We start from the raw sequence: 14,940 nt of genomic DNA, 5'->3' as shown, positions 1-14,940 counted from the left end.
CTAAAAAATAAATGATCTTTTAAATTTTCTATCATAAATGGCGAAATCACTCTACGGAACAAGTCTAAAGCTATATCAAATAAACTCTAGGCCTAATCTTGATTCGAGGAAGTTATTTTTTTATTATCCAAATCTTCTTCTAAATTAAACAAGGCATGCACAAATAAATCAGCATCAAAAGGTATTAAATCATCTGCTTTTTCACCAAGACCAATAAACCAAATAGGTACTTTTAAAGCTTCTTGGATCGAAAGCACAATGCCACCTTTAGCTGTACCATCCAATTTAGTCAATACAATCCCTGTAATATCAACAGCTTTTGAAAATTGCAAAGCTTGTTGCAAAGCATTCTGACCAGTAGTAGCATCTAAAACCAATAAAATCTCATGTGGTGCTTCTGGTATAATCTGCTGTACAGTACGTTTTATTTTAACTAATTCTTGCATAAGATTGACTTTAGTCTGCAAACGTCCTGCAGTATCACAAAGTAAAATATCCGCTTTGCGAGCTTTAGCTGCTTTCACACTATCATAAATCACTGCAGAAGGATCAGTAGTTGTTGTTTGTGAAATAACTGCAACGCCTACTCGATCACCCCAAACTATAAGTTGATCTACAGCACCTGCGCGAAACGTATCTCCTGCAGCTAAAATAACTTTCTTACCTTCAGACTTGAAAAGATGCGCCATCTTACCAATCGTAGTCGTTTTACCAACACCATTAACTCCTACAAATAAATAAATAAGGGGTGAAGGTAAAACTTTCTCAGAAGGTATGTACGTAATAAGTCTTTTACGCACTATTTCAGCTAATAAAAGGGGTATCTGATCAACTTCACTATCTTTGGAAAGGCTATTTTTTAAATCATCCAACAGCTTTTGCGTCATATTAATACCTACATCCGCAGTAAGTAACATCATTTCAAGTTGTTCATATAAATCATCATCAATCTTATTATGAGATAAAATATCATCAAAAGATGACATAAACCACTCACGCGTACCGGATAAACGTGTCCTAAATTTATCTACCGTTGATTGTTGAAAATTTTTAATTTTATCTTGTAATTGTTTAAAAAAATGCAAAAATATCCCCCATTTATTAAAATGAATATATAAATCCAATTAGTTTAAATTAACAACTTAAATATAACATTAAAATATAAAAACAAAAAACTCGGCAACAATTTGCAACAAATTATATCATTGATTACTATAAAAAAGAGCATATAGGTAAAAAAACTAAGCATTATTATATTTATAATTAAATTAATTTCAGTTCAATAAAAAGGGTAATTATCATGAAAATCCCCAAATATCCTTACCTTAACATTATTTATTAATTTAATCCTAAAATTCAATAATAAGAAATTAATTAGTTGATCAATTTATGAATAAAAACCCAAAAAATCGAAGAGTTTCTCCAAAAACACTTGTAAATAGCGTTTAAGAACCTAATCGAATTCACTAAAAGCGATGGTAATGGTTATTTTTGTGTTTAAAGTACATTATGCCTAATCGGTTATATTAATATTTCCAGGAAAGTCCAGAAATAAAATTTATATCAAAAAATATTAATAAAAGTAGAAAAATTGTTAAAATTCATATCACTATTATCTAATTTATTATAAACTTAAGGCTTCGAATTTTAATCTTTTTTTATTAGAATCATGGTAATTATTTTTTTCATTATGATAATTACATCCCTTATAACTATAAATCTTTGAAAAACATGTTGACTCATTTTAATCTAATCAATCTTTTATCCTATTTTTTATAATAGGTTTATTCGGATATAATTTAATTTTTTCATAATAGCAAATAATAAGCGCGATGTTTTGGTTTCATCATTTTGGTTAATACTATTGTGATAAGCTGAAATATCTTCTAATAATTACCTACAAATATTAATATTATGCACATAACTATCAAACACCTCGGAATCCACAACAACATCTTATTCAGTGAGCTTGTCCAATAAAAGTGCTTAAGAACCTAATTTAATGCACAAAAAGCTATTATAATGCCTATTTTTGTGTTTAAATTACACCATTACGAATTGGATATATTAATATTTCTGGACAAGTCAAGTAATAGCTTGTTTGTCAAAATTAAATCCAAAAATACCCTTATTCGCAAATGATGAAAACAATTTGTTTATAGCTTGTCTATTTATTTCAGTATTACGAATAAAATGAAAAGAATTCTTATTATGATTATCTAATTATTTTGGAGCAATAATCGCATGCTTGTGTAAAATATGAGCAAAGGATATAATATTAGCCATATATATGGCGCATGACAAAATCATTGGTAATACAATAATGTGTCTAAATTTATGAATAAATACCATCCTCTATTCTGGATTATATTTAAAATTAATAATTAAAAATATTATGGTAATTAAATGATGATAAATTAATTACATATAGTTAATTATATAAAAAAAATACCAAAAAAATATATTATTTAAAATAATATTAGTTAGCTTGAAACAATAACATCCCTACAATGTAGTTGTTTCAAGTAAAGTTAATATTTATAATGATTTAAATTTATCATGTGATCCTTCTGTATAACGCAGGACAATTACTTCTTCATATCTTAGTATACCTTTGTTATAAAAAAAACCATGCTTTGAAATACCCATTACTAAATTATCTTTTTCTTTATCATTTGTTTCGATTGTATCAATCATTTTTTGGTAATTTGGATTAAAATAAAGGTCAGTATTACACATAGGCTCTATACCATAAGAAGATAATGTTTTAACAAACTCGTCACAAAGATCTTGTAATATCATTATAATATATTTTTTATGCTCTTCTTGTATTAAATCCATTTTTTTAGAGTTCATTTTTTTAGCATAAGTTTCTGATTCTCTATATAATTGATCAATTTTATCAAAAAACAAAATCAAACTCATCAGGCCATGCGGATGATCATCAGATAAAGGCGTCCCTTTAGGCAATATACAATCCAGTTTTTCCTCTATAACCTTATCATGCTTCTCTTTCTCGATTATTAAATTGCGTATAGACGACAATTCTAAATATAATCGAGATAAAACCGTATGATCTTTTTGCAGCAAAGATATATTTCTTGCCAGTGGTTTTGATTTTTTAAATAATTTATTAGAATCAACCTTATTTTTATAATCAAATAGATTTTTGTCCATTAAATAGCATCACCTTTATTTATATTTAAAAAATAAATTAAAAAGAAATATCTGGTAATTTAAAATACAAATCAATGTATTTATTATAATTTATTGGCATATTAAATACAATTACTCCCAAGGACTAAATATAAAATTATTTTTTAAAACAATTCATATGGATTAATAGTAACGAAATTTCAAATTATATCCTAAAGTATATTTTATAAAACTAAGTAATATTAATGATAATAAAAATATATTAATCATATTTATTAATCCAAAATATCCCTTGACAAAATATATTTTTAAATTCCTAAAATATAAATAAGGTATAAAATGATATTTTATACCTTATTTATATTATTTATCAAAAGAGATAAATAATATAAATATCTAGATAATAAAAACAATCTTAATAATAATAAAAATATAACTTAATATTGGTCATTGAAAATTAACCCTATAAATTTATATAAACAAATTTAGCCTTTGTTATAATGAACTTGCCGTAAATATTAATATAGCCGATTAGTAATGATGTAATTTAAACTCACAAGTAGCCATGATCATCGCTTTTAGTGCTTTCAATTAGGTTCTTAAACTTTCTTTAGATTAAGTTTTTGATCAAGCTAAATGTTAAAAAATTCGGGATATAAGTTGCCTGTGCTAAAATAGATAAAGAAATAATGCCCTTATTTATTAAACAACTTAATAAAATACATCTATGTAATATTGATCATATATAAACATATTATGATAAATATAATTTAAACCTTAAAAAAAATCTAGTTATTTATATAATTACGATATTATTGTGATCATATAAAGTTAAACATAAAAAATTATATACAGTTATTAGTGATTAATTAAATAATTATTTTAATGAAAACGTTAACAAAATTAGCAAAGTAATTGAGTAAGGATTAAGCTATACAATAAGCTCACAGCTTAAGTTAAAATAATGATATCAAAAAATGCAAAACAGTAACTAACTGTTTTGTTTATCATTGAATGCAATATTTAAATAAAATGCAATCATATGTAGTAATTATATATGAAAATATTTTTATATTACAGGCATGTAAATGCCCTCTTGAACCATAAATAAATATTTAGAGGAGAAAACCATGGATAAAGAAAATGACGATACTTTATTACCGCTGGCAGATGAACAAAAAGCACGCAGAGCTAAATTAACATTATTAAGAGATAAAGGTTATGATCCATTTACTAATATTAAGATAGATCGCACACATATGATCGAAGATGTTATTAACCAATATCAAAATATTGAGCCTGATGAATCAACAATTAAAATCACAGGTAGATTAATGGCAAAGAGGCTACAAGGACAAGCTTCTTTTGCACAATTACAAGATGGTAGTGGTTTACTCCAAATATATTTGCGCAAAGATGCTATCGGAGATGAGCAATATGAATTATTTAAGCAATGCGATCGTGGTGATTTCTTATATTTAAGCGGCAAAATGTTCCGCACTAAACGTGGTGAATTAAGCCTTAGGGTAACTGAATTAACGTTATTAAGTAAATCAATTCGTCCATTGCCAGAAAAGTATCATGGCTTAAAAAATATCGAACAGCGATATCGTAAAAGATATCTTGACTTGATTATGGATCCTCAAGTAAAAAATGTTTTTATAAAAAGAACAAAGATCATCCAAGAAATACGGGCATTTTTAAACAAAAATAATTTTTTAGAAGTAGAAACACCCACTTTACATAATTTAGCGGGTGGCGCTATGGCGAAACCTTTTAAAACCCACCATAATGCTTTAGACATGCCTTTCTATCTACGCATAGCCTTAGAATTACCACTGAAAAAATTAGTTATTGGTGGCTTAGAACGTGTCTATGAATTAGGACGCGTTTATCGAAATGAAGGTGTATCCACGAAACATAATCCTGAGTTTACACTATTAGAATTATATGCAGCATATACCGATTATCAAGATATGATGGCTATCACAGAGAACTTATTCATCCATTGCGCAAATTCTATATGCCATTCGACAAAAATTTCATACCAAAATCAGGATATAGATTTAACATCTCCTTGGAAGCGTTATGAAATGACTGATATAATTAAACAGTACACAGATGTTGATTTTAAAAATATAACTGATGTAAAACAAGCGCAAGAATTAGCAAAAAAACATAAAATCCCAGTTTCACCTAAAGCAAATTTAGGTCAAATTATAGAAGCTTTTTTTAATGAAAAGGTAGAAGAAAAACTAATTAATCCAACTTTTATCTACAAATATCCGGTGGAGATATCACCTTTAGCCAAGAGATGTTCGGATGATCCACTTTTCACAGATCGTTTTGAACTATTTATCCATGGCAGGGAATATGCCAATGCTTTTACTGAGTTAAACGATCCGTTAGATCAAAGGGAGCGTTTTGTAGAACAACTAGCAGCTAAAGAAAAAGGTGATGACGAGGCTCACCCACTAGATGAAGATTTCTTAGAAGCTCTGGAATATGGATTACCTCCAACTGGAGGTTTAGGTATTGGTATTGATCGTTTGATTATGTTATTAACCGATGCACCTTCTATTAGGGACGTTCTATTATTCCCTCACATGAAAAATAAGGATTAATTTTATATTAAAAAGAACAGCTAACCAAGCTGTTCTTTTTAAAAATATTTATTTAAAATATTAAATAAAATCTAATTAAATAGAATCATTTTTCCGTTTATTCATTTTTTTATATCAAGCATGCCAAGCCATTAATCGCCAAGGCAAGGTTTTGATAAAAATATTACTATTTTAATAATTATATATTTATATTTATATTTATATTTATATTTATATTTATATTTATATTTATATTTATATTTATATTTATATTTATATTTATATTTAAATATTAATTATATAAAATCTAAAAATAACAATAAATACTAATCATCCGTAATAAGGGGCTATATTTGTATCCCCTGGCAAATGATAAGTTAATTTTTAAAAATAAAAAATTGTATCCTTATTTTTTTGTAAATAAAGTTTTTTATATAAAACAAAACATGAAAAAATCTCTGTCTGATAATATTATGTTAAAATATATTTTAAAAAATGTTCATATAATTAAAACTTAAGATAGGATGTGCATCATAAATATGGCATTATTAGTAGTTGATATAGGTAATACAAACATTGTAATTGGTATATATAAAGAAAATAATTTACTACAAAGTTGGCGCATACAAACGCACACTAGATATACAGAGGATGAATTAGCCATATTATTAAAAAATTTTTTGACGGATTACAATATATATTTATCAGATATTAGTGGTTGTATCATATCATCTGTTGTACCTAATTTAAATCATATATTTGAAAGACTAGGCAAAAAATATTTATCGATAAAAATCAATTTTGTCCATAAAATGCATTTACCGAATCAACATTTTATAACAAAACAAGCTAAAGAAACAATTGGTAGTGACCTCATAGCTAATGCAGTAGCTGCTAAAGGAATCTATGGCGGTCCAGCTATTATCATTGATTTAGGAACAGCAACCACATTTACAATGATAGAACTAACGGGTAATTACCTAGGAACAGTCATCGCACCAGGAATCCATATATCCGCACAAGCATTGTTTAAGCAGGCAGCACGTTTAACAAATGTCAATATTATTAAACCGCAAAATATTTTAGGAAACACAACGGAGGAATCTTTACAATCAGGTATCTATTATAGCGCTTTAGGTACATTTGAGGGTATTATCAAACGTCTACAAGAAACCCTATCAACCCCCGCTAAAGTTATTATAACCGGTGGATTATCGAAAATATTTGAACATGAAGAAAAATTATTTGATATAGTAGATTATGATTTGACTGTTAAAGGTTTGAAAATTATATATGATAGATATTATAAATAAATACATAAATAAAAAAGCGCTCAATAGAAAGGTGCTTTTTTATTTATGACTAATATTAAACAAATTTTATATAAAGATATTTTCTTAGTATTACATAATATCTATCTAGAGATTGAGAATATAAAAAATTATATATTTGTAATCCAAAAAATATATTGATCTTGTCAAAAAACTACTGTAAAAAGAGTTTCAGAAACTAATCGAATGCACTAAAATTTATGATAATGGCTAAATTTGCGTTTAAATCCCATAAATAGTGTTAAAATATATTAAAATTTAAATAAAAACGTACCATAAATAAAAGAATTTTCCTTAGATTTATTTTTTATTGGAATAATTAATAAAATAAATTTTAAATAATTAATAATATATATATTAGAAAATATATATATTATTATATATATACTAAGTATTATTTTTTAATTTTTTTAAATAAAATTTTAAAAATAAAAATAAGTACCACGTATCTTTGCTAATGGTCTTCATAAATATTTCCAGCCATGTTCATTAATCGAAATCAAAATAAATACAAAATTTTAATTCTATTTCATATTTTTTTAAAATATAAATATTATTTTTGGCAACTTGGCTTACTAAAAAATCGCGAATTTTTCTAATTATATAAATAATGATATTGACAATAATATAATAGATTGTTATAGTATACAAATGTTAATATAAAATTATATCAAGGTTTAATTCAAGTCAAATTATAATAAGTTATGCAATCAATATTTTAATCTATATATTTGATTTTGAGATAAAATTATAATGCTAAATTAATAAAATAGCAAAATAATTATTTGATATAAATAATAAAAAAGGTTTATATATAATTTTAAAATCAAGAATTAAAATAATCAAATTTTATATTCTTTTTATCTAATCAATGAAGTAACTTTTAAAACTAAAATAAATATCCTCAATATATCTTTTTATCAAAATAATTGGAATAATTAATATTTGAATAAAATCATAAAAAAATTATTAGTAATAATATTTCAACAAAATTCTAGGAGGCAAACTATTAATAATGACAACATTATTCCAATTTTTTATAGCAACTATACTAATGATTTTTTCTACTACACAAGGATTATCGGAAAATACTTTTGCAAACGATAATAACAAAGATTACGAGCAGCACGTTTTGGATATAGAAAACGTAAAGCATGATATAAAAGCTAAATATACACCTGAAAAACAAATGTTCGAAGATGTCGAAATGTCTTTAGATTTATCTAATGCAAAGCCTATAATTAAGAATAATCATATATATTTAAAATTAGATAAAACAGATTATACTTTCAAAAAAATTATCGTAAACGGAAAGAGGATACAAACAACTACTTATAAACTAAATAAGTATGATTTATTAAAAATAGCTTTAACACCTCCTTTGTTAAAAGAAATACAAACTACTAATAAATTAATAATCAAAATATCTTATGATTATACATTAAAAGAAAATGATTTAGTAAAGCAGGATAGTTCAATTCGTGTAAAACTGCCATATCCCGAATTTATGATTGATAGAACAAGTACAAATACAGGTTATAGTTTAAATTCCAAACAAGCATTAAAAATTAATCTAAATTTAATGGTTCCCAAAGGAACAGCCGTTGTTAAGGTAGGCGATGACTCTCCTACAAAACCTAATATTGATAATAAAGAAGAATCTTTTCATAATTTTAGCGGTCAATTTATTGATAATATCAATCTTTTAATTAATAACTCATCAGAAGTAAAAAATAAATTGCCAGAAAACGAAAAATTAAATGCTGAAAATAAAAGAATAGATGATGAAAAAACAAAATCAGATACTGAAACAGCAAAATCAGATACTGAAACAGCAAAATCAGATACTGAAAAAACAAAATCAGATACTGAAACAGCAAAATCAGATACTGAAACAGCAAAATCAGATACTGAAACAGCAAAATCAGATACTGAAACAGCAAAATCAGATACTGAAACAGCAAAATCAGATACTGAAACAGCAAAATCAGATACTGAAACAGCAAAATCAGATACTGAAACAGCAAAATCAGATACTGAAAATAAAAAATTAAACAATAAAGCATATGATAACAAAGGTTATATGCAACATATTTTTGATATAGCCAAAGCTAAGGTTGATATAACGGCTAAATATATAACTGAAAAAAAATGGTTTGAAGATGTAAAAATGTCTTTAGATTTATCTAATGCACGCCCTATAATTTCGGATAATTATATATATTTTGATTTAAATTATAAAAAAAATTATGATTTCAAAAAAATTGAAGTAAATGGAAAAGTTGTAAAACAAGCTATTGATCTAAATAATAATTTATTAAAAATAATTTTAACTAACGATCTATTAACAGAAATACAAACAACTAATAAATTAATGATTAATATATTATACAATTATCAAATAAAAGAAAATGATTTAGAAAAAAATGCAGAAAATGATGGTTCGATTAGGTTATCATTTCCATCTATAAAATTTATGGTTGCAAAAACAAGTCAAAACAAAGGATATGGTTTAAATCCCGAAATTAATCTAAATTTAATGGTACCTAAAGAAACATCAGTTGTTCTAATCGGAAATAACTACTATACCGAAAAACCAACGATTGATAATAATAGTACATTTACTAATTTTAATTTTAATATAAAAAACCTATATGATATAAATTTATTAATAAACTCTAAATCTGGACTGAAAAATAGATGGTCTGAACGTATACAATTGAATAATGAAGAATATATATTAAACTTTTGGTTTTCAACAAATATAAAAATATCAGATGCTCTAGCTAAAGAATTTATATATGAATCTTATATTCATGCTATCAAATTTTTAAATAAAAAATTCGGCTTCTACCCTTCTAAGTCTAAAAAGATCGATATTATTTTATCTGATAAACGATATTTCTCTGGATCAGCTGGAGGAAAAAATAACAAAGGAACAATATTTCATGTCTTACCTTCCCAAAATGTAACAAAAGATGATCTTTTAAACTTAAAATATCGTATAAATGTACATGAATTAACCCATAGTTTTTTAGGATCAAATTATATTACGGATAATAATTATTTAAAGGAAGGTCTAACTACTTTTATAGAGCTTTTATATTATGAAGAAATAAAAGGAGATAATAATCAATTTCTAAATGCTGAAAAAAACTATCTCAAACCATATTTTTTGAATAAAATGCACAATCTTTATAAAAATCATAATATAAACCTTTTAAAATCTAATAAAAAAGATGAAAAAAAGATTAGGGACCTGGAAAATGAAACAAATGATGAATCCCTACTATATCAAGTTAAATATGGCTATTATTTAGCTATAGCATGGCATACAGGAAAAGAATTAGGTGATGTGAATAAAGTAGTAGAAATTATAAAACAACTTGTAATAAAAGCTAAGAATTCTAATTCTAAATCATCGGAATGTGATTTTCTAACACTATTACAGGAAAATTTAAAAAATCATTATTTAGCCCAGAAACTTAATGATACAGATGCTAGTAAAAAAACAGATCAATTCTTAGAAAAGTTATTATTTGGCGCACCTATATGCCCTAAATAAATTATAATATTTTAATACAAATAAATAAAAAAGCGCCTTTAGGATTGGGCGCTTTTTTATTTATTCGTCTTTTTTATATTCTTTTATATCTTTGATCTTATCAGCTGTTTTTTCTTCCTTCTCATCTGCTGTTTTTACTTTTTGTTCAGTTTCATCAACTGTTTTATGAAAAGATTTGCTGTTTTTTAAAATAGCTTCTATATCAGGAACAATTCCTTTTTCTAATAAATCATCTATCTGTTGTCCATCAAGTGTTTCACACTCTAAAAGTGTCTTAGCCATTAACTCTAATTTATCACGACGACTTAAAAGCATGTCTTTAGCCCTTGCATAAGCTTTACGAATAATATCTTGCATTTCACAATCTATTTCATAAGCAACAGCATCACTATAGCTAGGTTCTTGTCCTAAGTCGCGTCCTAAAAACACCTGACCTTGCGACTGACCGAATTGCATGGTAGCTAATTTTTTACTCATACCATACTTGGTAATCATTGAACGAGCAATAGTCGTTGATCTCTCCAAGTCATTACTTGCACCTGTACTAATTTCTTCAAAAATGATCTCTTCAGCTGCCATACCTGCTAGCAATCCTGTTAATTGATCAAATAATTCAGATGATGTAGCAATATTACGATCTTCCTGAGGTGTCATCATTGCATAACCACCTGCATTTCCACGCGGAACAATGGTAACTTTATGAACTGTATAAGCATTTTTACAATAAAAACCAACAATAGCATGCCCTGATTCGTGGTAAGCAACAATTAAACGTTCTTTTGTACTTATCACGCGGCTACGCTTCTGAGGTCCGGCTAATACGCGATCAACAGCTTCAGCGACTTCATACATAGAAATTTTTGTCTTTTTGTTTCTAGCTGCCAATAAAGCTGCTTCGTTAAGAACGTTTGCTAAGTCCGCACCGGAAAAACCTGTGGTTAATCTAGCAATAACGTCTAGCTTAACATCTTCCATCAATGGTTTATTTTTAGAGTGAACTTGTAAAATGGCCTTACGACCACGTACATCAGGTCGATTAACTAAAACTTGGCGATCAAAACGACCAGGTCTTAATAAAGCGGGATCTAAAATATCAGCACGGTTTGTAGCGGCGATAACAATAATACCCGTATTAACATCAAAACCATCCATCTCAACTAATAACTGATTCAGGGTCTGTTCACGCTCATCGTGACCACCACCTAAACCAGCACCACGATGTCGACCAACAGCATCGATTTCATCAACAAAAATAATGCAAGGTGATTTATCTTTCGCCTCTCTAAATAAATCACGCACACGTGAAGCACCGACACCTACAAACATCTCAACAAAGTCAGAACCACTAATGCTGAAAAAAGGTACACGAGCTTCTCCAGCAACAGCCCGGGCCAACAAGGTCTTACCTGTACCAGGAGGTCCCATTAAAAGAACACCTCTAGGAATACGAGCACCCATAGCTGTGAATTTTCGGCTGTCCTTCAAAAAATCGACAACTTCCACCAATTCAGCTTTTTCTTCATCAGCTCCCGCTACATCAGAAAAAGTAACTCGCTTCTTATCCCCGCTATAAAGGCGTGCCCTGCTACGCCCAAAGCTCATAACACGATTACCTCCACCTTGTTGCGTAAGGAAAAAGATCAATACACCCAAAATCAGCACCATAGGAAGAACACTCGTGATGATCGTTAACCAAACAGATTCTCCCTTAGCTTCATTAAACTTTAACGAAGCTCCAGATGGTCCCATCCGCTCATTATAGTCAGCCAATTTTTTGGTTAAAGTAGCATCCAGAGGCCCACGTGTTTCGAAAGCACCGCGTGAAACATCAGTATACTTACCTTTAATAGCATATGTACCAGCATCAGGTCTTATCTCAATCTCTTTGATAGCCTGATTATCAAATTCTTTATTAAACTCACTATAACTTATAGGTTTAGGATCAGACTTTTTGGAACCCACAACGATACTTATTACAGCTATTATGACTAAAAGAAGAACAACGTAAAGAATTATATTCCTGATAAAATAATTCTTCATCTCTGGCCCCCTTCCAACAGCTGGATCCATTGTATCATAGGACTATTTCCCCCACAATGATTGATAACTACTTAATTGTAATACATAAAATTTATATAGTCATTTTAGTTTGATGAACAAGTATGGCATATAATGCTATATTTTACGCTCCATTATCAACCATCTATTTATACACGGAGGTCTTCAGTGCACCTATATAGGAAAGATTTCGATATTTTTCAGCATAATCTAAACCATAACCAACAATAAAATCATCAGTAGACAATAAAAAACCATAATTATCAATTAATCCATCGATTAAAAAATCTTTATTCCTTAAAAGTAAAGGTAATACTTGAAGTGAAGCAACCTGTCTTGTTTTAAAAACAGTTGTTAGATGGCGTAAAGTATTACCTGAATCAACGATATCTTCAACTAAAATAACATGACGATCCTTAACAGATATATCTAAATCGCGTAAAATATTTACCTTGCTAGATGAATAAGACTTATCAGCATAACTTGAAACGACCATAAAATCAATCTCTAAATCTTCATCTACAGCACGTATCAAATCAGCTAAAAAAATAATAACACCCTTTAAGATACCCACAAGCAGAGGTTTTTTTCCTTTATAATTACTTGCTAACCAAGATCCCAACTCACTTACTCTATGATGAATTTGGGCAGGTGTAAACAAAATCTTAGCTACATCGCTATGCTGAGGCGGAATTTTATCCCGAATTATTGTCGAATTGCTCCTATCTGACATGCTTCCATCATCACCCTTTTATGATCAAAATTCAATACCTTAATCTTCTTTGTTCAAAATTGGCAATTTCAATACAAATACGCTGTTGATATAGTAAGAGCAAACAACTTTTTGTTCCTATACCTACATTAGCCTGTTTCGAATAACGAATCCCGGGAACCCATAGAACTTGTTTACCATCACAAACAATAGGTAATCTATTACGTAGTGCTTGAGGAATACGTGCTTCCATAAATAATTTCTTAAGCTTCTTAGTTCCATCCATACCACTACATTGCATCCTATCCCCGGGACGACGTGTTCGTACTTGTAAAGGTCCAGATAAAGCATCTCGATCAAAAACAACCGCTTCTACGCCAGCATAAATCGGATATTTTGCTGCTTCATCAACAACCAAAACCTTTGCTTCGATCACACCTGACCAACTAGGATCATCAATCCTACCTGGCACAGGTAAAATAATTGTATCCTGTGACGGTTGAAAAGCAAAGGGTTTATTGTGCTGATTATACGCCCTTTTAAACATTAATTCTTTATAAGAACGTTCGAACACACCATTATAAGGTAGATTAACTATTTTAGCAGGAAAACGACCAATAGCAACCTTCCGAAGGGGTTCAATCAAGGATAATGGCAATTCACACATAAAAGGTAAAAAATCAGCCAAAATTTGACGTAATAATCTCCTCTGCAAAGCTATGGGCAATTTAGCATAAAGCATCTGATCTAAAATCCATGTATGGGATAATTTTTTTTTCATAACCAAATCAAAAGCAGCTTTAACCATACCTTCCCATAGTTCTTCTTCGCTGCTAATAACATCTGATAGACGTAAAATAGCATCACAATAACGTGGATTGTACGAAGAAAATTGGGGTAAAATTTCATGCCTCAAACGATTTCGTAATTGATCCAATTTATCATTGCTAGCATCGTAACAAACTTTTAAATCAACTTTTTCCAGATATGAAACTAATTTATCCTTTTTAATCGTAAGCAACGGACGTACTAAAGTACAATTATGCGAAAAACTGAGCGATCGCATACCCGCTAAACCTTTAGGTCCTGATCCACGCAATAAATGCATAATAATTGTCTCCACTTGATCATCCGCATGATGTGCTAAAACAATACGATCAATATTCCAAGCATTTGCTAAGCGACGCAAGGCATTATAACGTTTTATCCTTGTTAAAGCTGGACGTACTTTAGCTAAAGGTTGTTCAAAGTGTAAATAATCAACAACATATGGTATACGCAAAGACGCAGCTAAAGAACAAACATATTGTTCTGCTTGATCACTTTCTTTGCCTCGCAATCCATGATGAATATGCGCTACAACTAATGTCCATTCATATAGATGTTGCAACTTATAAAGTGCATGTAAAAGAGACACAGAATCAACGCCTCCCGACACAGCTACCAATAACCTATTGCCACGGGGGAGCCAGCCGTGTCTTCTTAGTAAATCATTTAAATGCGAAAGCACGCATA

General features: G+C 28.6%; 8 protein-coding genes. 3 read left to right on the top strand and 5 right to left on the bottom strand.

Annotation, left to right across the window (positions count from 1 at the left end):
- Window positions 1-92: 92 nt before the first annotated feature.
- Window positions 93-1,085, bottom strand: a complete 993-nt coding sequence (gene ftsY / locus VS182_RS04155) for a signal recognition particle-docking protein FtsY (protein ID WP_479492332.1) — start codon at window positions 1,083-1,085, stop codon at window positions 93-95.
- A gap of 1,453 nt (window positions 1,086-2,538) precedes the next feature.
- Window positions 2,539-3,177: a nucleotide exchange factor GrpE gene (gene grpE, locus VS182_RS04150; RefSeq protein WP_479483930.1), complete on the bottom strand. Its 639-nt coding sequence runs from the start codon at window positions 3,175-3,177 to the stop codon at window positions 2,539-2,541.
- Between the two features lie 1,109 nt (window positions 3,178-4,286).
- Between grpE and lysS the strand changes: the two genes are divergently transcribed.
- The 3 genes from lysS to VS182_RS04135 all read left to right on the top strand — a co-directional run bounded on the left by lysS (window position 4,287) and on the right by VS182_RS04135 (window position 10,655).
- Window positions 4,287-5,780, top strand: a complete 1,494-nt coding sequence (lysS, locus tag VS182_RS04145) for a lysine--tRNA ligase (RefSeq protein WP_479492331.1) — start codon at window positions 4,287-4,289, stop codon at window positions 5,778-5,780.
- A 518-nt stretch (window positions 5,781-6,298) separates the two neighbouring features.
- Window positions 6,299-7,072 (top strand): type III pantothenate kinase, encoded by a 774-nt coding sequence (locus VS182_RS04140; protein ID WP_479483928.1) that lies wholly within the window; start codon window positions 6,299-6,301, stop codon window positions 7,070-7,072.
- 1,033 nt (window positions 7,073-8,105) lie between these two features.
- Window positions 8,106-10,655: a hypothetical protein gene (locus tag VS182_RS04135; RefSeq protein WP_479492330.1), complete on the top strand. Its 2,550-nt coding sequence runs from the start codon at window positions 8,106-8,108 to the stop codon at window positions 10,653-10,655.
- 60 nt (window positions 10,656-10,715) lie between these two features.
- Here VS182_RS04135 and ftsH read toward each other — a convergent pair whose 3' ends face one another.
- The 3 genes from ftsH to tilS form a co-directional block, all read right to left on the bottom strand.
- Window positions 10,716-12,695, bottom strand: a complete 1,980-nt coding sequence (ftsH, locus tag VS182_RS04130; RefSeq protein ID WP_479483926.1) for an ATP-dependent zinc metalloprotease FtsH — start codon at window positions 12,693-12,695, stop codon at window positions 10,716-10,718.
- Window positions 12,696-12,858: 163 nt separating this feature from the next.
- Window positions 12,859-13,446, bottom strand: a complete 588-nt coding sequence (gene hpt, locus VS182_RS04125; protein WP_479492329.1) for a hypoxanthine phosphoribosyltransferase — start codon at window positions 13,444-13,446, stop codon at window positions 12,859-12,861.
- Window positions 13,447-13,477: 31 nt separating this feature from the next.
- Complete coding sequence (gene tilS / locus VS182_RS04120; RefSeq protein ID WP_479483924.1) at window positions 13,478-14,935, bottom strand: tRNA lysidine(34) synthetase TilS; 1,458 nt, start codon at window positions 14,933-14,935, stop codon at window positions 13,478-13,480.
- Between the last annotated feature and the right edge of the window lie 5 nt (window positions 14,936-14,940).

Source organism: Pasteuria ramosa, assembly GCF_056496785.1.
The sequence above is the reverse complement of the archived record's forward strand: the minus strand, read 5'-3'. Positions and strand labels throughout refer to the sequence as shown.

Coding starts and splice junctions, on each gene's coding strand:
- VS182_RS04140 (WP_479483928.1), top strand. CDS start 6,299: ATGGCATTATTAGTAGTTGATATAGGTAATACAAACATTGTAATTGGT.
- VS182_RS04135 (WP_479492330.1), top strand. CDS start 8,106: ATGACAACATTATTCCAATTTTTTATAGCAACTATACTAATGATTTTT.
- hpt (WP_479492329.1), bottom strand. CDS start 13,446: ATGTCAGATAGGAGCAATTCGACAATAATTCGGGATAAAATTCCGCCT.
- grpE (WP_479483930.1), bottom strand. CDS start 3,177: ATGGACAAAAATCTATTTGATTATAAAAATAAGGTTGATTCTAATAAA.
- ftsH (WP_479483926.1), bottom strand. CDS start 12,695: ATGAAGAATTATTTTATCAGGAATATAATTCTTTACGTTGTTCTTCTT.
- lysS (WP_479492331.1), top strand. CDS start 4,287: ATGGATAAAGAAAATGACGATACTTTATTACCGCTGGCAGATGAACAA.